Origin of the sequence: Lactobacillus sp. CBA3606 (genome assembly GCF_002970935.1) — a bacterium.
Classification (GTDB): Bacteria; Bacillota; Bacilli; order Lactobacillales; family Lactobacillaceae; genus Lactiplantibacillus.
This window is the reverse complement of record NZ_CP027194.1, coordinates 2,215,185-2,241,186: the sequence shown is the minus strand read 5'-3', so window position 1 is coordinate 2,241,186 and position 26,002 is coordinate 2,215,185. Positions and strand designations below refer to the sequence as shown.

Genomic DNA, 26,002 nt, shown 5'->3' with positions numbered 1-26,002 from the left:
CTCTCAAGAAATGCAGGTGGCCCATTTGAATTTTGTTGCCATGGACTTTGAAACCGCTAATGCGAAACGGGATAGTGCCTGCTCATTAGCGTTAACCATTGTTCGTAATGACCAAATTGTTGATGAATTTTATTCCTTAATCAATCCTGAAAGCGACTTTTTTTGGCGCAATGTCCAAATTCATGGTATCCATGAAGCCGATGTTGCCACAGCCCCAAAGTTCCCCGCAATTTGGGACCATATTCAGCCGTTCTTTCAACGCGATCAATTAGTCGTTGCTCACAATGCCCCTTTTGATACCGGCGTGCTACGTCAGACCCTGGCTCACTATGGCATTGGCGCACCCCAGTATCTATCAATGGATACGGTTAAGACCAGTAAACAGTTCTTTCCTGAATTGCCTAATCATAAACTTGATACCATGTGCCGTGCTTTAGATATTGACTTACAACATCATCACAATGCGCTAGATGATAGCTTAGCTTGTGCGAACATCCTATTAAGTGAAGCCAATCAATTTGGGGCTGAGCGCCTGAAACCATTCGTTCGTGTTCAGGGTTAATCCACATGACACTACTGAGTTTGGAACCTAATCCAAACTCTTTTTTTTCGCCTAAAAGCGACTGACCACAAAGAAATCAACTGTCTTTAGAGCGCCAATGTCATATCTACGGCTAAAACCTTTTTTCCGGTTGGATCAACCACTTCATACGGCGTTGGTAACACTTGTTTAAACCCAAGTCGCCGATAAAGTTTCACTGCCCGGTGATTTCTAGTTTGGACAGTTAAGGTCAATTGTTTTAACGTGCTAAAATCACGAAACCAAGTCATCACTTCTTCAACCAAAGCAGTCCCTAATCCAGCGCCCCAATATTGTTTCAAAACTGCGACACCCACTTCACCCTGTTGTTTAATGAGTGCGTCCGTCGCTTGCACTGTGCCAATACCAATTAATTGCTCGCCTAAAGCGGCCACAAAGATGGTATTCGTTGTCGTGCGGGTAATCTGTTCAATCTGCTGACGTTCATCCGCTTCACTTAATTCTCCCAAACCATCATCCACAGTAAACGTATTCGATTCAGTCGCCAATTGCATCAATAACGCCAATAATTGTGCCGCATCGGCCGCTTCTGCCGGACGAACATCAACAACTGTTGCTGTCATGGTTGTCACTCACCCCTCTAATTGCTCAACCAACTTCTGATAATGCGTCCCTTGTGGCATTAACGTAATCGTTCGACGCTCATCCGCCGCCCCAGAACGCTTTAAAGCAATCCGTAAATAAGCTGCTGGTAATAAGTCTTGAATAAATTCTGACCATTCGACCACACTAACACCATCACCATCAAAGTATTCATCGAGGCCCAAATCTTCGGCGCCCCCATCCTCGAGTCGATAAATATCCATGTGATAAAGTGGCAACCGTCCCTGACGATATTCTCGAATCAAGGTAAACGTTGGACTTTTAACATTGCGATCAATGCCTAACCCTTTGGCTAATCCCTTAGTAAAGGTCGTTTTGCCGGCACCCAAATCACCATCTAATAAAATTAAGTCACCCGGTTGTACCATTTTGCCTAGTTTGGCACCAAGTTGCATCGTTTGTTCGGGTGATGTGACTGTTACTGATTCCATTACGTTATTAAGTGCCTCCATTCCTGTTAATTGCTTACTATCATTATAAAAAAAACGCGAGCAACTTCAAAGCACAAGCTCCGGAGTTTCTCCCGCTTAACTAATCATTAGGCCTCTAAGCCTTGTGCTGCAGTAATAATTGCAACTTTATAAACATCTTCTTCGCTGGCACCACGTGACAAATCAGACACTGGTTTGTTCAAGCCCTGTAAAATTGGTCCCACGGCTTCAAAACCACCTAAGCGTTGCGCAATTTTGTAGCCAATATTTCCAGCTTGTAACTCTGGGAAGACAAAGACATTGGCATGCCCAGCTACTTTAGAGTCTGGGGCTTTTTGTAACCCAACCTTTTCAACCAAGGCGGCATCAAATTGTAACTCACCATCAACGGCTAAGTCTGGTGCTGCGGCTTGGACTTTAGCGGTTGCCGCTTGCACTTTAGTGACCGCATCACCTTTAGCAGAACCCTTAGTTGAAAAGCTTAGCATCGCGACCTTAGGGTCAATATCAAATACTTTGGCCGTGTGCGCACTTTGTAAAGCAATCTCAGCTAATGTATCAGCATCCGGATCAATATTAATCGCACAATCCGCAAAAACATACCGTTCATCACCTTTTTGCATAATGAACGCCCCACTAATTCGATGTGACCCGGGCTTGGTTTTAATAATTTGTAGCGCTGGTCGAACAGTATCACCAGTCGGGTGAACTGCACCAGAAACCATGCCATCAGCTTGGCCCAAATAAACCAACATCGTCCCAAAGTAATTTTCATCTTTAAGCATTTCAGCTGCTTGTTCCGGCGTATTCTTGCCTTTACGCCGGGCCACTAATGCGGTTAGCATCGCTTGCTTATCAGCGGCAGGATAGGTGGCGGGATCTAAGACTTGTACGCCGGTTAAATCGGCCTTTAAATCGGTTGCCACGGCCTGAACCTGTGTCGCATTCCCTAACACAATCGGTGTCACTAAACCATCGGCGGCTAACCGAGCTGCGGCCCCAACAATTCGAGGTTCCGTTCCTTCAGGGAAAACAATCGTTTGATGCTTACCAGTAATCTTTTGTGCCAATGCTGTAAATAAATCCATGCGATGACCTCCAATAAATTAATTAATTAGTTTTTAAGACTGACTTGTGCGGGAAGTTGCCAATCAATCGGTTGCTCCCCAAAAGATGTCAAAGCCAAATTCGTTTTAGAAAATGGTTTTGATCCAAAAAAGCCACGATAAGCAGATAACGGACTCGGATGAGGCGCTTGTAACACCACATTAGTCGCCGTATCAATCAGCTTAATTTTTGAACGTGCAGCTTTGCCCCAGAGAATGAAGACCACAGGGGTTGGCCGCGCGGATAATCGTTGAATCGCAACATCCGTTAGCCGTTCCCATCCCTTACCGGCATGCGAAAAAGCCACCCCATTTTGAACGGTCAACACGGAATTAAGTAGCAGCACGCCCTGCTTGGCCCACGCCTCTAAATAGCCATGATTGACCGGTGTACAGCTGACATCCGTTTGTAATTCTTTATAAATGTTGACTAACGACGGTGGCACCGGGACGCCAGGCAAAACTGAAAAGCTTAACCCGTGTGCTTGATTAGGACCATGATAAGGATCTTGGCCTAAAATCACGACTTTAGTATCCGCAAAGGGCGTCCATTCAAAAGCTTGAAAGATATTATACATATCTGGATGGATATTTTTAGTTCGATATTCTGCTTTTAAAAATTTGTGTAATTGCTGATAGTAAGGCTGCTCAAATTCAGGTTCTAAGACGTCCCACCAGTCAGTATGAATAAACGCTTTCATCCTTAACACCTCTTGCATTATTGTAGCATACTCAAAACCGCTAATGATAATAATTCTGAATTCCGATTTAAACATGTTAGAATAGGGTTATTAATAAAATTAAGGATGTGACAGCATGATTTCGATTATCGCTTCTGACATGGATGGTACTTTGTTAAATAACGAAATGACGGTTTCTGATTTTAACGCGCAAGCAATTCTGAAAGCTCAGCAGCAAGGCGTCCATTTCATCGTTTCAACCGGTCGTCGCTACTCTGAAGCGCAACCCTTACTAGCGGCTCAAGGGATTACCGCACCACTAATTACATTAAACGGTGCTGAAGTATTTGATGCTTCCGGCAAAATGCTAGACATGGTCCCCATCACTAAAACGGTCGCCCGGGCCATTTTCCATACGTTAACCGCGCGTGGCTATTACTTTGAAGTGGTTGGCAATGATGGCGTCTATTCTAATAACAAAGCCAAACGTATCGAAGAAATCGCGCACTTACTGACGAACTTAAATCCAGATACATCGTTTAAAATTGCCGTTTCACTCGCCTCGGCGCGTCTAGAATTAATGGATATTAATTATGTCGACGACTATAACGATTTGTTAGATGATCCCAAAAATCACGTCATGAAAATTATTACCTTTAGTCAAGCTGGACCAGCAGAACTCCAACCATTATCGGCTGACTTGCTAGCCAAACACTCTTCAATTAAAATCACCTCATCATCGCGGTCAAATATTGAAATCAACAATATCAATGCCCAAAAAGGGATTGCGGTTGAACGCTATGCCAATATGTTGAATACGCCGATGACCAACGTGATGGCAATCGGCGATAATAATAATGATGTTTCCATGCTAAAATTAGCCGACACCAGTTATGCGATGGGTAATGCGACTACGGAAGTTAAGCAACTTGCCAATCATGTCACAGACACTAACGTGAACGATGGTGTTGGTAAAGCCATCTTGGCCGTGCTAGCGCAGAACTAGTTAAATGGGAAATGAGGGTTTGACATGCGTCAACTATATTTCAGCCGCAACAGTTTTGCTAAAGGCGCGCGGGTCATTCGGGATGCACATGACCAATCACATTACTTGCTTGTCGGTCGTTGGGGCCGTCGTCAAGACGCCCTCAGCCTCTATGCCATTCAAGGTGAACTGCTCGCCGAAATTAAGCAAACTTCACTCGGTATTTTGCCAAAGTTTGATTTATATTACAATCGCCAAAACGTCGGCTCTATCAGTCGCACGTTTGGCTTTTGGCATGAAATGATTTATGTTCGTAAATTACGTTGGATTATTATGGGCAGTTTAAACACCGAAAGTTATCGTATTTATCACGGTACCGAACTGGTCATGACCATGCGACCGGTCGTCACAACTAATGGTGAAGCTTTTGAACTGACCATTACCGATCAAGTCACAGAGCCCCTCTGTATTTGTATTGCTGCTATCTTAGACCATTGGCGTAAACCAACGAATCGTAATCAGCAACGGGCGACAACTGATGGCTATCACGTCACTTTCGGTGAAAGTAACTATACGCTGCATCCCCACCAAAGTGACTTATCCAAACCAATCAAGTAACCGCTAGTTTAAGACGATCTGACTACCACTATGAGTTATTAGCTGACTTAGCACCAGTCAGCTAATAACTCATAGTGGTTTTTCATCTCAATTTAATAACGCAAATTACGATTACCTACTATTAAAAAATACAAAAAACGGCCTTATTTTTGTAAAAAACCAAAATAAAGTCGTTCAGAACTGACACTATTAAAAACTATGCCAACGAGATACCCGTAATCTCTTTTAATTGCTTTAAAAGTTGTGTCTGTAGCTCAACGTTATCAGCGCGTTGATCATATCTACTAGGTTGTGAATGATATAAATATTGGCCAGTTAGCGACGAATCGGCTGTCGTTGCTAACCAAACCTGGCCTGCATAGCCTTGTTCTAGATTATCACTGGCACCGCGACCACCCATTTTAGTTGGCACCCAGCCAGGATCTACCGCATTAGTTGCAACAGTCGGCCACAGTCGTGCGATTGCTTTAGCTAACATTAAAACCTGTAGTTTGGATGCTGAGTAGTCCGTTGTTTGGGCTAAATGATTAACATCAAAAGTACTACCACGATGCATGCCAGATGAAACATAGACCAACCGTTTTGGTTGACGAGCTAAGGCGGTTAACAAGTACGGTGCGATGACATTAACACGAAAAATAAGTTGTGGATCATCCACGGCGATACCGGCATTATGGATAATCGTGTCAAAGCGCTCTATCCCATTCATTTGTTTTGCTAAAACTTCAACCTCATTCTGATTACCAAGATCACCAATCAGAACCTTCGCACCTGGTAATTTTTTGTGTACATCACTAGCTCTTCGCTGATTACGTGCATGCAACACAACTTCATTTCCCATCGAAATTAACTTCTGAGCGGTTAATAGCCCAAGACCATCCGTTGAACCAGTAATAAAAACTTTTGCCATGTCTCAATCCCTCACATTTTGTATTATTCTAATCATTCGAATGGACATCAAATGCAGACAATAACATAGCTGAAACTCCGGGAGCATCAGGATCATGTTGTCCCTGATTTTTATCAAGGTGCTTAATCTGATTCATCTCATCACCGGTCAATTCAAAATCAAAGATATTCAAGTTAGTCTTAATTCGTTCACGATGAACAGATTTAGGAAAGACAATAACATTGCTTTGATATTCAAATCGTAAAATGATTTGTCCGACATCTTTGTGATAGTTGATCGCTATTTTCGTGATAACTGGATCGGTCATTAGGCGCTGATTACCTTGACCTAAAGGCGCCCACGCTTCTAATCGAACATCACTTTTTTTCAAGATTTGTCGTAGTGCAGTCTGCTGAAAATATGGATTAAATTCAACTTGATTAACTGCTGGCATCGTTGCGAACTTTGGCACAAATTCTGACCAAATTTTGGGTGTCATATTTGAAACACCAATCGACCTGATTTTACCCGCTTGTTTCGCTTCTTCCATGGCTCGCCAAGCACCAGGAACATCACCATAGGGTTGATGAATCAAATATAAATCTAAGTAGTCTAACCCTAATTTTTCAAGTGACCGATCGATGGCTTTCGTTGCCGCTTCAAAACCATAGTCTTGTAACCAAAGCTTACTAGTTACCCAAATCTGGTCACGGGGAATCTGACTATCTCGAATAGCTTGCCCCACTTCGGCTTCATTAAAATAGGCCACAGCTGTATCAATATGTCGATAACCAAAGGCTAACGCTTGTCTAACCGCTTTGTATGTTGAACCATCATTCGGAATCTGAAAAGTGCCAAAGCCCATTGCCGGAATTTCATTACCATCATTTAATTTAATCGTTGGAATTTTTATCATTTATATCAATCAACCTTTCCTGAACTGGGTGACCTTAGTATAAAGACAAACTCGTGAATTGAAAATTACTAATTAAACATGCTAGTATACAGATAACGTATCCTAGGAACTGAAGTCATGTTAGATAACGATCTGCTACAAGTATTCCTCATATTTGCTAAAACGGGGACCTTATCCAAGACAGCTGAGCAGTTTAGCCTCAAAATTTCACGGCTTAGTTTCCCTTGTGAACTACTCGGCCATAAACGACCGAGCTTCTGAGAACACTGCTAACTTACGCAATAGCGGCTAGCACTATGCCCAGCGGTTACAGCTATTTATCACGTCCTTAAAAGAACGTGTTTCCTCGCCTAGTTTCAAAAATCATCCTCATTATATTTTCCATAAAAAGGCAACTGGTACTGAGCCAAGCTCAACACCAGTTGCCTTTTTGACTCCTGAAACATGGGACCATTAAACATTAATCACTTTATTCAAGAAATCTTGTAACCGTGGACTTTGCGGATGATCGAAAATATCTGCTGGGCGCCCACTTTCCTGAATTAACCCATCGGCCATGAAGACAACTCGATCGGCGACTTCTTTAGCAAATCCCATCTCATGCGTGACAACAATCATCGTCATGCCATCAGCCGCTAATTTTTTCATAACGTCTAATACATCGCCCACCATTTCGGGGTCCAACGCTGAAGTCGGTTCATCAAACAACATGATCTTTGGTCGCATGGCTAAAGCACGGGCAATGGCAACTCGTTGTTGTTGCCCACCAGATAATGATTGTGGCATTGCATCCGCCTTGTCTGCCAAGCCAACTGTATCCAACAACTTGCGCGCGGCTGTTTCAGCGGCTGTCTTAGTGGCTTTTTTGAGTTGAATCGGCGCTAACGTAATATTTTGCAACACGGTTAAATGTGGAAATAAATTAAAGTGTTGAAAAACCATCCCAATATTAGCCCGTACCAGGTTAATATTTGTAGCCCGATCAGATAAATCATAATCACTAATAATCACCTTACCCTGGCTAGGAACTTCTAAATCATTTAAGCAGCGCAAAAAAGTACTTTTCCCCGAACCCGAAGGCCCAATCATACAAACAACTTCATTATTCTGAACTTCTAAATTCAGCCCTTTTAAGACTTCATTATCCCCATAACTTTTGTGTAAATCTTGCACACTGACTTTAGCCATTGTTAACCTAACCTCCTTTGAACCCAATTCGATAACCATGTCAATAAAGTAATAATAATGAGGTAAATAATCGCAATCATTAACCAAATTTTGAACCCTTCAAAGTTACGGGCAATAATCAACGTCCCGGTTTGGGTTAATTCAACAATCCCAATAACCGATAGAATCGACGTATCCTTTAACGTAATGATAAATTGGTTGATAAATGACGGAATCATAATGCGAATTCCTTGGGGCATAATGACTTTGCGCATCGCAGTCCAATAAGGTAACCCCAGTGAGCGAGCCGCCTCCATCTGACCGGCATCAACTGCTTGGAAACCACCTTTAACAAAGGCCCCGGTATACGCCCCTTCATTCAGCATCAACGTTACCATCCCAGCGATAAAGGCAGGAATTTTAAACCCGTGCCCAATCAAATCTGGAAAACCAATATAGATAAAGAAGGCCAACACCATTAATGGCATCCCACGAAAGATATAAATAATCGTGCTAGAAATTGCAGGTCCCAGCTTGCCAGGCATCACGCCTAAGACGCCTAGAATCATACCTAAGATAGTGGCTAAAATAATTGAAATGACCGTTAACTCTAATGTCATCAACAACCCACTGCTGATGGTACTGAAGTTCTGCGTGAACAGCCCAACAAACGTCCGACTGCTGGCAGTTTCACCAGTTAATTTTGCTTCACTCGAGTGTAAATACTTATTAACAATTTTTTGATACGTGCCATCCGCTTTAATTGCTTTTAAGCCGGCATTAAATTGCTTCAATAATTCAGTGTTTTTGCCTTTTTTAACGGCAAAGCCATAATCACCCGCAGCGTATTGTTTTGACGCAATCTTTAACGCAATCCCATTTTTAATCCCGTATGACATCACTGGATAATCTTCAAAACAGGCTGATGAATTACCTACTTTGACATCGTTATACATGTTATTAGAATCATTGAAATACTTAATTTTAAACCCATATTTACTTTGAATGGACTTAGCATAGGCCGCGCCCGCCGTCCCAGTTTTCAAAGCAACGGTTTTCCCCTTTAAACCTTTAAAACTAGTAATCTTACTCCCTTTTGCCACCGCCATGACAACCCCCGATGTGTAATACGGTGTTGAAAAATCAAAGGTTTGTTTTCGTGCCGGCGTAATGTTCATTCCGGCAATGACGCCATCAACTTGGTTGGCACTCAATTGCTGAACGGCCGCACCAAAACTAATCGCTTTTAAGTTGTACTTGAAATGTTCTTTCTTAGCAATTGCTTTTAAAATATCAATATCAATACCTTTATACTTACCGCCTTTTGCTTGAAACTCAAACGGTGCAAAAGTCGTATCTGTCGCAATCGTGTAAGTCTTAGCTTGCGCAGTTGGCGCTAAAGTTAACCAGCTCCCAACTGCCGCTAGCAGCATGACTACTGCAACCTGCCATTTTTTCATGATGAGACCCCTCCTAGTTCGCTTTACCTGAACGGTATGTCATAAAATATAACATAGTTTATGAGATCTCACCAACTCAATCTGTAATGATAATCTAATTTATTTTTAATGATTGCGGTATCATTTATCCTTGGCTTCATTTTCTTAATCAGCACCAAATTTTAAACGAAGAAAACGAGGAAAAAGCCGGTTTATTGTGTTTATTAATTTTTTTGGTCATCTGACAGCCAATTGACCACCACTAGCCGCTAAGAAGCGCGCTTTGAGCCCCCAAGTCGGCTTATTCCGTTCAGCATACAAACTAGCTCACTTTTGGGTCAACCCAAAAAAACTAGGACAGCATTTAAGCCATCCTAGTTAAGTATAAAAATTCTAATAGTGTTTCATCACGCGATCAATCTGACGCTGTTGTTCACGTTTTTTAATATCTTGCCGCTTGTCATATTCGCGTTTCCCATGGGCCACGCCAATCAAAACCTTTGCAAAACCATGCTTAAGATACATTTTTAAAGGAATAATCGTCACCCCTTTAGTTGCGGTGGCTTCATTCAACTTTTTGATCTCTTTTTTATGCAAAAGTAATTTACGACTACGCAATGGATCCACGTTAAACCGATTCGCTTCTTTGAACGGACTAATATGCACATTCACCATAATGGCTTCACCATTACGGATTTGGACATAACCATCTTTTAAGTTTGCCCGGCGATCCCGCACCGACTTAATTTCGGTCCCTGTTAAAGCAATCCCGGCTTCATAAGTGTCCTCAACTGCGTAATCATGACGGGCCTTACGATTTTGAGCAAGGGCAGTATCTTGATGCTTACCTCGTTGCTTGGCCATCGACTGCACCCCCTACTAAATTACCGCCGGTTATCAGTCGTCCGCCGACGATTATTGTTACTTTGGCTGCTACTGTGGTTATTATGACTGGCAGTCGTGCTATTGCTGCGGTGATTATTATTGGTACTATGATTACCGCCATTGCTTGACCGACTACCACTGCGATTATTATTACTGTTGTTATTACTACCGTTACGACGATAGTTACCATTACCACCACGACGGTTATTGCCGCGATAGTTATCATGATGTTCCCGTTTAGGCAATAAATCTGTCTTTGGCGCTTCTTCTGGATTTAATAGTTTAAAGTCAACTTCACGCTGGTCCTTATCGACCCGCATCAATTGAACCTTGACTGGTTGGCCGATGCGGAACGTCCGCTTCGTCTTACGACCGACTAATGCCAACTGCTTTTCAACATATTCGTAATAGTCATCATCCATCACGCTGATGTGAACCAGACCTTCAACCGTATTTTCTAATTCAACGAAAAGGCCAAACTTCATTACGGAATCAATCACGGCATCAAACTTTTCACCAACATGGTCCGCCATAAATTCAGCTTTCTTCATGGAATCAACATCACGTTCCGTGTCAACACCACGTCGTTCATTCTCTGACGTCGTAGTCGCAATATTTGGTAAATTGTCCCGATACTTAGCACGGGCATCTTCCCCAGTACCATTTTCATCATAATGCCGAATCAAACGGTGCACCATCATATCCGGATAACGGCGAATTGGCGAGGTAAAGTGGGTATAATAAGGCGCTGCTAACCCGAAATGTCCTAATGATTGGTCGGCATAGCGGGCTTGCTTCATACTCCGCAACATCATGACTGAAACCATGGCTTCTTCAGGCTTGCCAGCAACTTTCTTTAACACATCTTGTAACATCTTGGGCTTAACATCCTTAGAACTACCCGTCACATTAACCCCAAAGTTAGTGACAAATTCGAAGAAGCTGAGCATCCGGTCACTGTCAGGCGTTTCATGCACCCGATAAATGAAAGGCACTTTTAATAAGCTATAATGCTTTGCGACCGTTTCATTAGCAGCTAACATGAAACTTTCAATCATCCGTTCAGCTAATCCCCGCACACGGAGTTGGATATCGATTGGGTGACCCGTTTCGTCAACGATAATTTTGGCTTCATTATCATCAAAATCAATTGCCCCGCGGTGCCGACGGTGTTTATATAAAATACGGTGTAAGTCACCCATCGTATCAAACATATCCACTAAATCTGCATACTTTTCCCGGGTTTTAGGATCATGGGCTTCCAAAATCTGGTTAACCCCATCATAAGTCATCCGTGCATGCGATTTAATCACACTTTGTGAAATCTTATGATTAACGATGTTCCCTTGTTGATCAATTTCCATTTCGCAACTCATGGCTAAGCGTTCAACATCTGGATTCAGTGAGCAGATCCCATTAGATAAGCGCCGTGGCAACATTGGAATAACACGATCAGTTAAATAAACTGAGGTACCACGCTTAAAGGCTTCCCGGTCTAGTTCAGAATTTTCAGTCACATAATGACTCACATCCGCAATGTGGACCCCTAAATGGAAGTTACCATTTGGTAATTTCCAGGCCACAACCGCGTCATCCAAGTCTTTCGATTCGGCGCCATCAATGGTCACCAATGGCTGATCTGTCAAGTCATTCCGGCCAGCTTTATCGGCTTCTGTGACATAATCTGGAATCCGATTAGCTTCATCCGTCACTTCTTCTGGAAAGACTGAAGGGACATCATGTTGGTAGACCACTTGTAAAACGTCCATCCCAGGATCATCAACACTCCCGATGACTTGTTTCGCCAAACCAACAATTCGAGTCGGATGTTGGGCATCTGGGTAGGCCGCAACTTCAGCGATAATAACTTCGCCTTCCGTTGGGTGTAACCCTTGTGCCGTAATTAAAAGTTCATATTTAGAAAGTTTCTTTTCTTTAATCTCAACTTTCCCAATAAAACCTGCATTTTCGGTACTAGGCACAAAAGCGCCCACGATTTGAGAGTAGTTACGTTGTGTAATGCTGACGATTTTACCTTCAGGGCCGCGATCAGAGCCGGGCTTTGCTGGCCGGATGATCTCAACTTGGACATCATCACCAGTGAAAGCAAACATCGTATTGTCTGGATTGATATAAATATCAGGTAGTTCGGGATCATAGCGCACGAACCCAAACCCCTTATCATTTCCATGAAAAGACCCATCGACTAGTTTAGTTGCTTGGACGATTTTGAATTGATCGTGATCGTCCGTAGTGACCAGTTTCGTGCGTTCCATATTAGCAAGTTCTTTGACTAAGAAAGTGAACGCCGTTGATCCTGTAAAATGCAATTCATCGCTTAACCGTTCAACACTATAGCTGCGGTCGGGATGAGTTTGCAAAAAAGTCAGGATTTGTTCTTGTAAGTTAGATTCTGACATTATTTACCTCATTTTTTTATTATTCATAAATAGTTTTTAAATACTTTAAGACATCTTGTTCTAATTGATGATGCGCAATATTGACCGTGATGACATGTCCAGCAGTGGCATACCAATGATAATCAACCGGTACTTGTTGCGCTAATAAATGCTGGCGCAGTTGTTGTGCGACGGTGGCATCGATTAACTCATCTTGGCCGCCCTGCCCGATGAAAAAAGGCCGGGTTAACTGCGATAACTGTGGCCGCACTTGTGTCGCTGTAAATTGCTCAATTGCGTGTAACTGGGCTAACATGGCGGGCTTTAACGCTGCCAGCTGTGTCGTCTGTTCCGTTGACGATTGACCTGCTCGCACAAGTTGTTGCTGACTTAATTGCATGAACATCGCTGGCACCTGACTATGCGCACTTGGAAAAATTGGCGAGCTAAAAGTTCCCCCACCTAACAACTGCGAATCATCGGCCAACGCTTTCGTTGCAAAAATGCCACCAAGCGACAAACCGAAAATACTAATTTTAGTATAGCCTTTTTGCCGCACAAATGAAATTGCTGCTTGCGTATCTTGCCACCATTGTTCTGGCGAGCCTTGGGTCACAATATCGCTTGGCTGACCAGTCCCATGCCCGGTAAACTGTGGCGCATAGATACTGTAGTCCGCCCGTTCTAAGCCCCGAGCTAGCATGCGCACATCGTTAGCACTACCCGCATAAGCATGGAGCAAAATGACAACACGTTCACTATGTTCAAAGAAAAATGGTTCTGGTCGTTTAAACACCTCGACACCTTCTTTAAAAAAAAGCCTCCTGAAATCACAGGAGGACGGTTGATTACTTCGATGAGTACCATGCTAAAGCTAACGCAATGATAAAGAAAGCGATTCCTAATACCATGGTTACCTTTTGCATGAAGGCTTCAAAACCACGGGGCTTTTGTTTTGCAAACAAATCATCCGCACCACCGGTTAATGAAGACATGGCATCATTTGTTTTGGATGGTTGCATCATTACCGCAATAATAATTAAAACGGAAACGACCAATATTAACGTCATCAGTAAATTATACAATAAAAGTGCCTCCTAAAGAGTCCGCTATGTCTATAACAATTTAACATATTTGGCCTCACTTTTCCAGTCTCAAGCGTAATTAGTTACATTCTAAACCACATCAAGTCGTCACCACATTTAACTTATCAATTTGGTGATGGACCCAGGCGCGATTACTCCGATCCGTTAAGATAATTAAGGTATCCCCACCACGTATTAAAGTATCCCCGTGTGGGATAACCTGACGTTCACCCCGCCGAATAGCAATTAATAAAGATTCTTGCGGCCATTTGAAATCACGAACTTGATGGCCTTCGAACGCAGACCCTTCAAAAACCGGAATCTCTAGTCGATCTTGAACGCCACTATGTTCTGGCAACTTGGGTTGTGTTAATTTTTCTAATAAGGCTTCATAAATCGGCGCCCCACCTAATAAATCAACGACTACATAAGCTGTCATTGAAACGACTGCTAATGGCATCAAATGATGCAAAGTCCCAACCATCTCGGTAATCAGGAGAATTGCGGTGAACGGGGCTTTCCCAATACCAGCAAAATAACCGGCCATCGCAAAGATAATAAAGTTGGTCACATATTGGGCAGGCATTAAGCCTATAGCCACCATTGCTTGCGCATAAATGGCGCCTAAAATGGCCCCCAAGGACAGAATCGGTAAGAAAATCCCCCCCGGCAAGCCTGACCCATACGAAACCGTTGAAAATACAAATCGTAACACAAAGATCCCTAATAACCCGAGCAGCAATGGTGGTGCTCCAGCAATATTTAGAATAATCGAATTCCCGCCACCTAATAATTGCGGCCATAATAAGCCAATGGGAATGACTAATAAAAATGGCACTAACCCATTGAGCCAGCTTGGCAATCGTAGCTTCGCATACCAACCAGGCATTACTAGCGTGACGTTTTGATAAAGATAGCCGAAAATCCCGAGTAAAATGCCTAGCCCAATCAAATTGCCATACTGACTTAACGGTAAGTTACGCCCATACGGAATGTGTAATACGGGGACCAAGCCGAAAAAGTTTAACGAAATAAAATTACTTGCAATCGCACTCGCCAAAGCAGTCGTCCAAATAATTGGTGAAAAGTTATGGTAAACCTCTTCCAAAATAAATAGCGTACTTGCAATGGGCGCATTAAAGGCCGCTGACAGGCCCGCAGCAGCACCACCTGCAATCAAGGAACGCCGATCAGCTCCGGTTTGATGCGTCTCTTCTGCAAACCCCTGACCAATCGTCGCGCCTAACTGAATCGACGGCCCTTCACGACCGAGATACAAGCCAGAACCGATACTTAAAATACCACCGATAAATTTTCGCCAAAGCACCGGCCACCAAGCATAATCTAATTCGCCTGCGAGTTGACCTTCAACTTGTGGAATCCCAGACCCCTTAATATCCGGCGTTTTTTTCACCATTAAGCCAACGATGACCGCAACTAAGACACTAAGACCAAGCCATGGTAGCAATAACCACAGATTACCACGAATCTGACCATACCCCCATTGGACCAGTAATAACCCTTGCTCGATACAAAACCGAAAAACACTGACAACCACCCCAGTAATTAACCCGACGACTAAGCCCCGCCAAACGGCACTAAATCGGGTTAAATCAAAATGATGCTTCATTGGTTGACGTTGTAATTTCACCCTTCGGCCCCCGCCTTTCCATTGATGATAATGGCTAATTGTGCCTGTAATTGTGGTAACGTTATGCCCGTTTCACGCCCCATCACCTGGCGAATCCAACTGGGACCATCCGTGCGCCATAAAAGACCAATCAATAAATCTGTTGCTAAATCAGGACGAGCTAATCCCTTCTTCAAGCCGGCGATTAGATCAGGCTCTTGATATGCGGCTGCCAATAATAGTGGGACTAATTCAGTTTGCCGTGGGCCGACATGCGCCGTCTGAAAGTGACAAAAGCCCACTTGATCAGCAGTCACGACAATTGTTTCACCCGTTAACGCACCATGGACAAACTGATCGCCTTGAACCGAATGTTGTGCTAAAAACTGTGCCCGTTCCGCTGCAAACGTTGTGCCTAAAGGTTGCCAAGTGGCGCGCTGATCCACCTTAGTCTGATCGACTTGGTTGAATTGTGGGACCGCTGTGTTCAATTTTAAAAGTGCCGTTCCCAGTTGCTGACCTAACGTTGCTTTTGCCAATGGTTCAGCCGTCGCTTTAAATTCCGTCAAAGTGACCCCCGTTAAGGGTTGATAAATCACATAATAAAACTGGTAAGCATCAAAAATAAAGCCCGCATGACATAAGCGTGGCGCCGCAAGCTGTAACCGCGCTAGCCGAGTCAGACTAAACCGCTCCGTTTGATAACGGTCACGGGTCGTCACAGCCACTACAGCCGGTGGAAAAATGGCAATTTGAGTCGGCCCCACCGCAAAAGTAGCACAAAAATCGGTTGTAACAGCGACGGGGGTTTTAAATGGTTCGTGTTCACTTGAATAGATTTGACGAATCAACGGTTCAAAGACGGCACTATTGGTAACTACCGCTTGCCAATCTGACCATTGCTTAATTTCAGTTTGAAAATAATCCATTCGCTTAATTAACTCCTTTAAATGCTAGTAATCTTATTTTACCACGAGATTTCATGCATTTAAAAAGATGTATGAAACAATCTGTGCAGTGGCGTGCTAATAACACAAAAAGTGGCGCTACTCATCATAAGTAACGTCACCTAATTAAGTCATTTATTTAGTGGCTTGCGCGAGGAAATAACTGTATGGCCGTAACCCAGCTGCCTGATACTGCTTCACAAAAGCATCAATTTCAGCTTGTGATTGATACTTTGGATCTAAGGCCATGTGTTCCGTCGTAAACGGCATTGCATGCGTCAGCTTAATATCAATCACGACCGGCCGGTTCGCTGTCTTGGCTTGTGCCACTGCTGCTTTGAGTTCCGGCAACGTCCGCACAGTAATCCCAAGCGCCCCTAAGCCTTCACCGACTTTAGCCCAATCAGTATCCGGCAACGCCACACCCGATAATGGTTGTTGACTATCATCCGTTTGTTCAGCTTCAATAAAGCCTAACGTGGCATTACTGAAGACAAAATTAACAATGTTTAACTGATATTTCACTTCAGTGATAATCTCTTCACCTAACATCGCAAAGGCACCGTCACCGCTCAAGCTGTACACATCACGATCAGGATAAGCACTTTTAGCCGCAATGGCTGCTGGCACGCCGTAACCCATCGTCGCATATTGCCCTGAAGTCGTCCACTTCTGGTCAGCATGCAAATTAACTAAGCGCATAAAATTAATATTTACATTACCGACATCGACCCCAAAGATTGCTTGGGGACTTGCCATTTTGTTTAACTGGTCAAAAACCGGCTCTGGCCGCAATGGCGTCTGATCATCATTAGCGAAGCTAGCTTGCCAATCCCGCCAATTTTGCCGATTAGCCAATGAGGCTTGATAAAATGGTGTTGCTGGTAAAGCTGTGCCCTTTGCTAGTAAGGCTTTCAGCGTCTGCTTAGCATCCGCTAAAATGCCGACATCGACGTGGTGCCGCTTCCCTAATTTTTCACTATCAATATCAACTTGAATGACCTTTGCATGAGGATTAATTAAGAAAATACTAAAGGGGACATCATTCCCAACCCATAAGATTAAATCGGTTGCAAAGCCGGCTTCAACTCCGGGCTTGGGTGCAACGCGGCCGGTTGATCCCAAGTAATTCTCATTGGTATCTTCAACAATTCCTTTCGCTAACACAGAAGAAATCATTGGCATCTTAAAGCGTTCTGAGACAGCTTTTAATTCTTTAGCCGCATGCTTGGCACCAATGCCAAAATAAATCAACGGCGCTTTAGCCGCCTTAATCAACTCCCAAGCATCATCAATTTGCTGCGGCGCTGGTTCTGGCATAATTGGGTGTTGATATAGTGCAGCGGTCGGAACAAATTTGTCTTCAATTTCCGTCCAACCCAAATCTTTAGGAATCGTGACAACGGCCACACCGGAATACTTATAAGCTTGGCGGATCGCTTCATCAATCATTTGTGGAATCGCAGCAGCCGTCATTGCGGTCCGATTCCACACTGCAACATCTTCAAAGATTGGCCCTTCGTCCAATGCTTGGAAGAAATCAACATTCATACGCTTAGTTGGCACTTGCGCCACAATGGCGAGAACTGGTGTATGATCATGCTTTGCATCATACAGCCCATTTAGCAGATGAACTGCCCCAGGACCGGCTGACCCAAAGGTAACGCCAATGTGGCCGGTCAGCTTTGATTCCGCTGAAGCAGCCAAGGCCCCAGCCTCCTCATGCCGGACCTGCACATAATGTAGGGTCGCTTGACGTTCATAAATGGCCTGCATGCCTGAATCAAATGACCCACCTGGCAATCCATAGATGTTTTTAACGCCCCAAGCTTCTAATACCTTTAAACCAGCAGTTGCTGCTTTAATTTTACTCATAATTACGTCGCGCTCCTTAGATTTAGGTCAGCCGATCAGTTGCACTTAAGTAAGCGGTTACATTTTGATAAAAAGATACCACTTGCCCACTTAATTAACCGCGTCTGGTCTAACTAATCTGATATAAATTCGTAATAGTCACTAAACCTGGCCATTACCAGTTAGTTTATCCGGCTGCTAACGAGGTCATCATACAACCAGTCCAAACCATAAGTCAACCACTTTCCCCACCACAACTTAATCCTAACCACTAAACCTATTTCAACTAAAGGTAAGCAGGCCCGTCAAACCAGCATTTGGGATTAAGTAACTTATCAAAAAGTATTATATATATTTATTTAATATTTTAAATATATAAAAATGATAGAAAAATTAAATATTTCAATAGATAATTTAAATCAATCTATCATTATTAATTAATTCATCCTATTAATTAGTGTAAAAAAAAGCCACTCCTAAGAGTGACTTTTCGATAATCTGTAATTATTTGCTAGCAATCGTGTTACGAGCGTCTTCACTCAAGTTATAGAAACCTGAAAGACCCTTGTATTCTGAAGTGCTTTCAAGTTGGTCTTCAATCCGCATTAATTGATTGTATTTAGCAATCCGTTCAGTACGGCTCATTGAACCAGTCTTGATTTGGCCAGCGTTCATTGCGACAACTAAGTCAGCAATGGTCGTGTCTTCAGTTTCACCAGAACGGTGAGAAACGATAGCTGAGTAGCCAGCTTGCTTAGCCATTTCGATAGCTTCAACAGTTTCAGTTAAAGTACCAATTTGGTTAACCTTGATTAAGATTGAGTTAGCAACGCCCATCTTGATACCCTTTGCAAGGTAGTCCGTGTTAGTAACGAATAAGTCATCACCAACGATTTGAACTTTTTTACCAAGTTTAGCGGTTGCCATTTGCCAATCTTCCCAGTTGTTTTCATCCAAAGGATCTTCGATGGAAATGATTGGGTACTTGTCAACGATTGTGTCAAGTAAGTCAACGAATTCTTCGGCTGTAAATGATTTCCCATTTTCGCCTTCACCCTTTAAGTCATACTTGCCAGTTTCAGCATTGTAAAATTCTGAAGCAGCACAGTCAAAGGCAATTGCGATATCTTTGCCTGGCTTGTAGCCAGCACGTTCGATAGCTTCAATTAAGATTTCGAATGGTTCTTCGTTGTTGCTCAAGTCAGGTGCGAAACCACCTTCATCACCAACAGCAGTTGATAAACCACGTTCGTTTAAGATTGCTTTAAGGTTATGGAAAGTTTCTGAACCCATCCGAACAGCTTCCTTGATTGATGATGCGCCAACAGGCATGATCATGAATTCTTGGAAGTCAACGTCGTTGTTGGCATGCTTCCCACCATTGATAACATTCATCATTGGTGCTGGTAAGACATGCGCATTGAAACCGCCAAGGTAGTTGTATAATGGCATTTCAAGTTCGTCAGCAGCTGCACGAGCAGCAGCAATTGAAACACCTAAGATAGCGTTGGCGCCAAGCTTAGCTTTGTTAGGCGTACCGTCTAACTTGATCATAGCTTGGTCAATGGCACGTTGGTCAGTAACATCGTAGCCGATGATTTCTTTAGCAATTAACTTGTTAACATTGTCAACAGCCTTAGTCACACCTTGGCCCATGAAACGGCTCTTGTCGCCATCACGTAATTCAACGGCTTCATGTTCACCGGTTGAGGCACCTGAAGGAACGATACCACGGCCAAATGCGCCACTTTCAGTATAAAGTTCAACTTCAACAGTAGGGTTACCACGTGAGTCCAAGACTTCGCGAGCATAAATATCTGTAATAATAGACATTAAATTTTCTCCTTAGGTTTGCTTGTAATAGGTTCACATCTTATTGTAGTGGGTTGTGATTAAACTTGCAATAATGAATTACTTATTTTTGGTAGTTTACCAAAGCTAAGAATGAGTCAGGGTCCATTGAGGCACCACCAACAAGACCACCATCAATGTTTGCTTTGCTCATTAATTCAACAACGTTAGCTGGTTTAACACTACCACCGTATTGAATCCGAACTTTGTCAGCAACGTCTTCTGAGTAAAGACCAGCAATGGTCTTACGGATAACGCCACAAACTTCTTCAGCTTGGTCACTAGAAGCGGTTTTACCCGTACCAATGGCCCAGATTGGTTCGTAAGCAACAACTGTTTCGCTAACTTGGTCAGCTGATAAGCCCTTCAAAGCAGCAGTAACTTGACCAGCGACCCAATCATTGGTTTGGTTAGCTTCGCGTTGTTCAAGACTTTCACCACAGCAAATGATTGGCTTCATGCCATTTTTGAAAATAGCATGTGCTTTTTTGTTGATATCTTCATCAGTTTCGTGGAAATAGCCACGACGTTCTGAATGACCGATGACAACGTAGTCAATGTTTAAGTCAGCCAAAGCAGCAGGTGAAGTTTCGCCAGTGAAAGCACCAGCATCTTCAAAGTAAGCATTTTCAGCAGCAATCTTTAAGTTAGAACCCTTAGCAGCTTCGACCATTTCTTGTAAGAAAAGGGCTGGAGCAGCAACAACTGATTCAACTTCTGATGAGGCTGGTAATTGATCCCTAACTGCATTTACGAAAGCTAAAGCTTCGCTAGCAGTTTTGTTCATTTTCCAGTTACCGGCAATAATAGGTGTACGCACGATAGACCTTCCTTTCGGAGCTTAAATTATTTAGTAGAAATAGCAGCAATACCTGGTAAAGTCTTACCTTCAAGGTATTCAAGTGAAGCGCCACCACCAGTTGAGATATGGGTCAACTTGTCAGCAACACCAAGTTGCTTAACAGCAGCAGTTGAATCCCCACCACCAACGATGGTCGTTGCTTCTGATAACGTACCTAAGAATTCGCCAATTTCAAGCGTCCCCTTAGCATAGTTACTCATTTCGAAGACACCCATTGGTCCGTTCCAAACAACCGTCTTAGCATCGCTTAAAACAGCTTTAAATTCTTCAACTGATTTAGGACCGATGTCTAAGGCCATGTAACCGTCAGGAATTGACCCTTCAACGACTTTGCTAGGAACATCGTTGTCAAACTTTTCAGCAACAACTGAGTCGCTAGGTAAGACTAACTTGTCGCCAGCTTTTTCGATGATTGACTTAGCTAAGTCAATTTTGTCTTTTTCAACAAGTGAATTCCCAATACCCATGCCTTTAGCAGCATAGAAGGTATAAGTCATCCCACCACCGATGATGATTTTATCAGCTTTAGCAAGCAAGTGATCAATCACACCGATCTTATCAGAAACCTTAGCACCACCTAAGATAGCAACAAATGGGTGCTTTGGATTATCAACGGCGTTACCTAAGAACTTGATTTCTTTTTCCATCAAGAACCCAGCAGCAGCTTGATCCATGTTTGAAGCAATCCCAACGTTAGAAGCATGGGCCCGGTGAGCAGTCCCGAAAGCATCGTTGACGTAAACGTCACCTAATGATGCCCAGTACTTGCCTAATTCAGGGTCGTTACCTGATTCACGTTTAACTTGTTCGCCGTTAACAACGTCTTCAAAACGGGTGTTTTCAACAACTAAAACATCCCCATCATTCATGTTGTTAATAGCAGTTTCAAGTTGTTCGCCTTCAGTAACAGGTACGAAGGTAACTGGCTTGTTTAACAAGTTTGAAAGGCGTTCAGCAACTGGACGTAAGCTAAGGCCCTTCTTGTCGTCTTCACTCTTGATCCGACCTAAGTGAGAGAACAAGATAGCTTTACCATCATGTTCGCTAACGTATTTGATTGTTGGTAAAGCAGCGACGATCCGGTTGTCGTCACCAATTTTGCCGTCTTTAATTGGCACATTAAAGTCGACACGAATTAAAACTTTTTTATCTTTAACATCTAAATCTGAAACGATTAATTTAGCCAAGTTAAAATCCTCCTAGAATTCGTGGGTTTGAATTAAAAAAAGACGGCAGAAGGAGATTGCCTCCCCCCGCCGTCTCAAAACCTATGCGGTTTTAAAGTTCTGACAAACTAATTTATATTAGAGAGTAGCGAACTTCAATAAAGTACGTACCATTTGGCAAGTGAAGCCATATTCGTTATCGTACCAAGCAACAGTCTTAACTAATTGGCTTTCACCATCAGAAGTAACTTCAGTTTGGGTAGGATCGAAGATTGAACCAAAAGTAGTACCAATTACGTCAGAAGAAACAATTTCGTCTTCGTTGTAACCGAATGATTCGTTACCTTCAGTATGCTTCTTGATTGCTGCATTAACTTCATCAGCAGTAACGTTCTTGTCTAAGATAGCAACTAATTCAGTTAATGAACCGTCAACAACACCAACACGTTGTGCATGGCCTTGTAACTTACCCTTCAATTCTGGGATTACTAAGCCAAGAGCTTTAGCAGCACCAGTTGAATGAGGAATAGTGTTCACACCAGCAGCACGAGCAGCACGGAAGTTACCACCACGTACAGGACCATCAAGTAACATTTGAGTTGATGTGTAAGCATGGATAGTAGTCATCGTACCAACTTTGATGCCGAATTCTTCGTTTTCGAAGAAGGCAAGTGGTGCAAGACAGTTAGTCGTACATGAACCAGCAGAAACAATGCGGTCATCTGAGTTTAAGATGTCATCGTTAACATTGTAAACGATGGTCTTCAAATCGCTACCAGCAGGAGCAGAAATCAAGACACGCTTTGCACCAGCGTCCAAGTGAGCTTGTGACTTAGCCTTTGATGTGTAGAAACCAGTACATTCGAGAACGAAGTCAACGCCGTCGTTCTTTACCCAAGGAATATTTTGTGCTTTAGGTTCAGCATAAACACGGTAAGTCTTACCGTTAACCACGATTGAATCGTCGGTTGCTGAAACTTCAGCGTCCAAAGTACCATGAGTTGAGTCATACTTCAAAAGATGAGCCAACAATGCAGGTGAAGTTAAATCGTTAATAGCAACAACTTCGATATCACTTGATTTTGCACCAAGTTCTAAGATACGACGGAATGCTAAACGACCGATACGTCCGAAACCATTAATACCAATTTTTACAGACATACTAGAATTTCCTCCTTGTGGAAATAAAAATATTTTTTTATTTTAAAAAGCAACTTCACTATAGAAGATTACTTTTTTAAAATCAAGTTTGCTGCACCTTCATCCGTGATTAAACACGTCTTCTTAGGTGCGATCTTCATATACGCCTCAATCGCGGTCGCCTTAGAAGCACCGCCCGCCACTGCGAGTATAATCTCCATATTGACCAGTTCTCCGATTTGCAACCCAATGCGTGGAATTCGATAAACAACGTTGCCGTCTTTATCAAAGAAATAACCAAAAGCTTCCCCAACCGCATGACGGCCACGTAATACTTTGATTTGATCCTCAGACATGTTCCGACGATGCGCCATTGAAACCGCATCACCTACGCTGTGAATCACCACATTGGCTTGACGAATAATCCCCAACACCTCTTGAATACTTGGTTCTTTAAGGAGTGGTTCATAAGTTCGTTCACTGACCTGTTCGGGCACAAACAACGACCGAAATTTACCACCGGTATGTTGTGCCATTTGTGACGCAATCGTGTTCGCTTGAATCGCAACCGATTCACCAACCCCACCACGCGCCGGAACAAACAGCAAGTCACGCTTACTAGCAAGCTTGCTAGATAAATGATTTGCCACATGTTCCATGGTATGACCACCCATTACCGCAATAATGTTATTTCCTTCTGGCAATAACCGCTGTAATAGTTGATTAACTTCTTCGCCCATGGTCCCGATAACCTTTAACTGTCGGTCGGAATCGCCAGAGACAATAATGCAACGTTTTAAATTGAAGCGTTGCGCTAACTGTCGTTCTTTCTGCCGAATTCCCATTAACTCATCCATGAATTGGCTTAACCCGAGTAAAACATCTTTTCCCGGTTGCGTCAACTGCATGCCCGCCTTATCAGTCACAATTAAATCTAACTTCCGTAACGTATCCGTTTCGGTCCGTAACGTCCGTTCACTGACTTCTAAGGTTTGAGCCAATAGCCGACGTCCAACTGGGGCCATCCAATTAATGGTTCTTAATACCAAGTAACGATGACTTAGCATTTCAACCATGTCTGGGGCAATTGCCTCAATCCATTGAATATCTGAATGCATGGCATCCAACCTGCTCTCTAGTGGGACGGATTTAGTCCAGCTATGTCGAATAACGACCCAAAGACTTAAAAAAACAAAGCACACAACGATAATTTACGATGAAATCGATGTTGCATACCTCTCTTAACCACAACTTGAATTATAACAGGTTCATGTAATGGTTGCAAATGAGAACCCATCACAGCCGATAACCGACTGCTTAAAATGGTTGTTTTCATTACTGTTCGGTTTTTAAATATTGTTTTCGTTTCGACGAGGCCGGAATGTTAAGATTTTCCCGATATTTGGCCACTGTGCGCCGTGAAAGTTCGACATTTTCCGACTTAAGAATCTGAACTATTTTTTGGTCTGAAAGCGGTTTTTCTTTATCTTCCTGCTTAATTAAGGCCACAATCCGGTGTTGCACGTTATCAGCTGAGACAAGTTCGCCATCTGTGGGACGCTTGCTGACCGCCTGAGTAAAGAAACGTTTAAGTTCAAACATACCAAAGTCAGTTTGCACATATTTACCATTGATACTCCGACTAATTGTCGATTCATGAACTTGTAGCTGTTGGGCCACATCGCGCAATAATAATGGTTTTAAGCTTTTGGTTTTTTCAAGGAAAAATGCCGACTGGCGTTCGATAATCGCAGTCCCTACGCGAAAAATAGTTGCCTCACGCTGTTGCAAGCTGCTCGCAATCCAATCGTACTCAGATTTTTTCTCTTTGAGATACTCCGTGACTTCTTGATCATCATGCTGACTCATCTGTTGATAATACCGACTTTGAAATTTGACAACTGGCTGCGCCATCGACGCCGTCTTCAATGCCAATTGTCCCGCCGTTGGTTGGGTCACAATTAAGTCTGGAAAAATATATCCCGTTGTTTCTTGCCCGACTGCCGCCCCGGGTGTTGGACTTAGCGTCCGTACATAGTCGTAAACACTTGAAATATCTGCCAACTCAACTGCATATTTTTTAGCTAGTTGGGCCCAATTACGATTAACCAATGCATCAAAACTTTCTTCTAAAATAATGTACGCCAAATTAGGGGCACTATCATCATTTTCAGTTTGTAACATCAATGCTTGTTGTAAGTTCCGCGCCCCAACCCCTGGTGGATCAAGTTGTTGTAACAAGGTGATGGCATCTAGTAATTCAATTGGCGTCGCTTGCGTTGCCGCTAGCACTTGTTCATCAGCCACTTTTAAATACCCATTAACATCCACGTATTCAATCAAGTACAACACAATTTTGCGTAGCTTTGTATCCCGCATGGTTAAGTGAATCTGATCTAATAGGTATTCAAACAACGAGTGTTGGTTAGATGTTGAAACCCGTTCAATAAAATCATCATGAGCCGTAACGTTCTTAGCCGTACTCAAGCTGGCATGATTGGCATTCCAATTAGTATCAACATCAATTAATGGATTTTCAAGCGCTTTTTGGGTTAAAAAGTCACGTAATTCTTCAACGTTAAATTGCAACATTTGAATCGATTGTTGTAATCGCTGCGTCATGGCTAACTTTTGGGTTTGCCGTTGTTGCTGGCGAAAGCCTGGTCCTAATGCCATAAATAATGCCTCCCAAATATTTTTTATAAATACCTCTTGTGTTTTCAGCCATAATCCGCTAAACTATAACAT

Annotated in this window: 24 protein-coding genes; 3 read left to right on the top strand and 21 right to left on the bottom strand. The window is 43.0% G+C overall.

The genetic code is table 11. The features are described 5' to 3' along the window. Positions 1–25: 25 nt before the first annotated feature. Entirely contained in the window at positions 26–562 is a 537-nt protein-coding gene (locus C5Z26_RS10850; protein WP_105449963.1) for a 3'-5' exonuclease, read from the top strand. 86 nt (positions 563–648) lie between these two features. On the opposite strand, the gene C5Z26_RS10845 is transcribed toward C5Z26_RS10850, so the two are convergent. The 4 genes from C5Z26_RS10845 to C5Z26_RS10830 form a co-directional block, all read right to left on the bottom strand. After that, positions 649–1,164, bottom strand: a complete 516-nt coding sequence (locus tag C5Z26_RS10845) for a GNAT family N-acetyltransferase (protein ID WP_105449962.1) — start codon at positions 1,162–1,164, stop codon at positions 649–651. Positions 1,165–1,173: 9 nt separating this feature from the next. After that, positions 1,174–1,635, bottom strand: coding sequence for a tRNA (adenosine(37)-N6)-threonylcarbamoyltransferase complex ATPase subunit type 1 TsaE (tsaE, locus tag C5Z26_RS10840; protein WP_105449961.1), 462 nt, complete (start codon positions 1,633–1,635; stop codon positions 1,174–1,176). Between the two features lie 107 nt (positions 1,636–1,742). Next, positions 1,743–2,723, bottom strand: a complete 981-nt coding sequence (gene pta, locus C5Z26_RS10835; RefSeq protein WP_105449960.1) for a phosphate acetyltransferase — start codon at positions 2,721–2,723, stop codon at positions 1,743–1,745. Between the two features lie 26 nt (positions 2,724–2,749). Next, positions 2,750–3,442: a uracil-DNA glycosylase gene (locus C5Z26_RS10830; RefSeq protein ID WP_105449959.1), complete on the bottom strand. Its 693-nt coding sequence runs from the start codon at positions 3,440–3,442 to the stop codon at positions 2,750–2,752. Positions 3,443–3,557: 115 nt separating this feature from the next. On the opposite strand from C5Z26_RS10830, the gene C5Z26_RS10825 reads away from it, so the two are divergent. Together C5Z26_RS10825 and C5Z26_RS10820 are read left to right on the top strand one after the other, a co-directional pair. Continuing rightward, entirely contained in the window at positions 3,558–4,427 is an 870-nt protein-coding gene (locus C5Z26_RS10825; RefSeq protein WP_105449958.1) for a Cof-type HAD-IIB family hydrolase, read from the top strand. Positions 4,428–4,451: 24 nt separating this feature from the next. Beyond that, a complete protein-coding gene (locus C5Z26_RS10820; RefSeq protein ID WP_105449957.1) occupies positions 4,452–5,024 on the top strand; it encodes an LURP-one-related/scramblase family protein in 573 nt (190 codons plus the stop codon). 196 nt (positions 5,025–5,220) lie between these two features. On the opposite strand, the gene C5Z26_RS10815 is transcribed toward C5Z26_RS10820, so the two are convergent. The 17 genes from C5Z26_RS10815 to rpoN all read right to left on the bottom strand — a co-directional run bounded on the left by C5Z26_RS10815 (position 5,221) and on the right by rpoN (position 25,930). Next, the gene (locus C5Z26_RS10815) at positions 5,221–5,934 is read right to left on the bottom strand and encodes an SDR family NAD(P)-dependent oxidoreductase (RefSeq protein ID WP_105449956.1); all 714 of its coding nucleotides are present in this window, start codon (positions 5,932–5,934) and stop codon (positions 5,221–5,223) included. A 28-nt stretch (positions 5,935–5,962) separates the two neighbouring features. Beyond that, positions 5,963–6,829 (bottom strand): aldo/keto reductase, encoded by an 867-nt coding sequence (locus C5Z26_RS10810; RefSeq protein ID WP_105449955.1) that lies wholly within the window; start codon positions 6,827–6,829, stop codon positions 5,963–5,965. Positions 6,830–7,282: 453 nt separating this feature from the next. Further along, positions 7,283–8,017: an amino acid ABC transporter ATP-binding protein gene (locus C5Z26_RS10805; RefSeq protein WP_105449954.1), complete on the bottom strand. Its 735-nt coding sequence runs from the start codon at positions 8,015–8,017 to the stop codon at positions 7,283–7,285. Positions 8,018–8,019: 2 nt separating this feature from the next. Beyond that, a complete protein-coding gene (locus C5Z26_RS10800) occupies positions 8,020–9,456 on the bottom strand; it encodes an amino acid ABC transporter substrate-binding protein/permease (protein WP_105449953.1) in 1,437 nt (478 codons plus the stop codon). Between the two features lie 372 nt (positions 9,457–9,828). Further along, complete coding sequence (gene smpB / locus C5Z26_RS10795) at positions 9,829–10,299, bottom strand: SsrA-binding protein SmpB (protein WP_105449952.1); 471 nt, start codon at positions 10,297–10,299, stop codon at positions 9,829–9,831. 20 nt (positions 10,300–10,319) lie between these two features. After that, positions 10,320–12,740: a ribonuclease R gene (gene rnr / locus C5Z26_RS10790; RefSeq protein WP_105449951.1), complete on the bottom strand. Its 2,421-nt coding sequence runs from the start codon at positions 12,738–12,740 to the stop codon at positions 10,320–10,322. A 19-nt stretch (positions 12,741–12,759) separates the two neighbouring features. After that, positions 12,760–13,515: an alpha/beta hydrolase gene (locus C5Z26_RS10785; RefSeq protein WP_105449950.1), complete on the bottom strand. Its 756-nt coding sequence runs from the start codon at positions 13,513–13,515 to the stop codon at positions 12,760–12,762. A gap of 52 nt (positions 13,516–13,567) precedes the next feature. Then, a complete protein-coding gene (gene secG / locus C5Z26_RS10780) occupies positions 13,568–13,804 on the bottom strand; it encodes a preprotein translocase subunit SecG (RefSeq protein WP_105449949.1) in 237 nt (78 codons plus the stop codon). Positions 13,805–13,904: 100 nt separating this feature from the next. Then, the gene (locus C5Z26_RS10775; protein WP_105450181.1) at positions 13,905–15,434 is read right to left on the bottom strand and encodes a ClC family H(+)/Cl(-) exchange transporter; all 1,530 of its coding nucleotides are present in this window, start codon (positions 15,432–15,434) and stop codon (positions 13,905–13,907) included. Positions 15,435–15,451: 17 nt separating this feature from the next. Beyond that, positions 15,452–16,363, bottom strand: a complete 912-nt coding sequence (locus C5Z26_RS10770) for a hypothetical protein (RefSeq protein ID WP_105449948.1) — start codon at positions 16,361–16,363, stop codon at positions 15,452–15,454. Between the two features lie 153 nt (positions 16,364–16,516). After that, complete coding sequence (spxB, locus tag C5Z26_RS10765; RefSeq protein WP_105449947.1) at positions 16,517–18,256, bottom strand: pyruvate oxidase; 1,740 nt, start codon at positions 18,254–18,256, stop codon at positions 16,517–16,519. Positions 18,257–18,739: 483 nt separating this feature from the next. Continuing rightward, the gene (gene eno / locus C5Z26_RS10760; RefSeq protein WP_105449946.1) at positions 18,740–20,068 is read right to left on the bottom strand and encodes a phosphopyruvate hydratase; all 1,329 of its coding nucleotides are present in this window, start codon (positions 20,066–20,068) and stop codon (positions 18,740–18,742) included. 82 nt (positions 20,069–20,150) lie between these two features. Continuing rightward, the gene (gene tpiA / locus C5Z26_RS10755) at positions 20,151–20,906 is read right to left on the bottom strand and encodes a triose-phosphate isomerase (RefSeq protein ID WP_105449945.1); all 756 of its coding nucleotides are present in this window, start codon (positions 20,904–20,906) and stop codon (positions 20,151–20,153) included. A 26-nt stretch (positions 20,907–20,932) separates the two neighbouring features. Continuing rightward, complete coding sequence (locus C5Z26_RS10750) at positions 20,933–22,135, bottom strand: phosphoglycerate kinase (protein WP_105449944.1); 1,203 nt, start codon at positions 22,133–22,135, stop codon at positions 20,933–20,935. A gap of 117 nt (positions 22,136–22,252) precedes the next feature. After that, positions 22,253–23,275 carry a type I glyceraldehyde-3-phosphate dehydrogenase gene (gap, locus tag C5Z26_RS10745; RefSeq protein WP_105449943.1) on the bottom strand — a complete coding sequence of 341 codons (1,023 nt, stop codon included), beginning with the start codon at positions 23,273–23,275 and terminating at the stop codon, positions 22,253–22,255. A gap of 68 nt (positions 23,276–23,343) precedes the next feature. Beyond that, positions 23,344–24,372, bottom strand: coding sequence for a sugar-binding transcriptional regulator (locus C5Z26_RS10740; protein WP_105449942.1), 1,029 nt, complete (start codon positions 24,370–24,372; stop codon positions 23,344–23,346). A gap of 217 nt (positions 24,373–24,589) precedes the next feature. Continuing rightward, positions 24,590–25,930 (bottom strand): RNA polymerase factor sigma-54, encoded by a 1,341-nt coding sequence (gene rpoN, locus C5Z26_RS10735; RefSeq protein ID WP_105449941.1) that lies wholly within the window; start codon positions 25,928–25,930, stop codon positions 24,590–24,592. Positions 25,931–26,002: the final 72 nt, after the last annotated feature.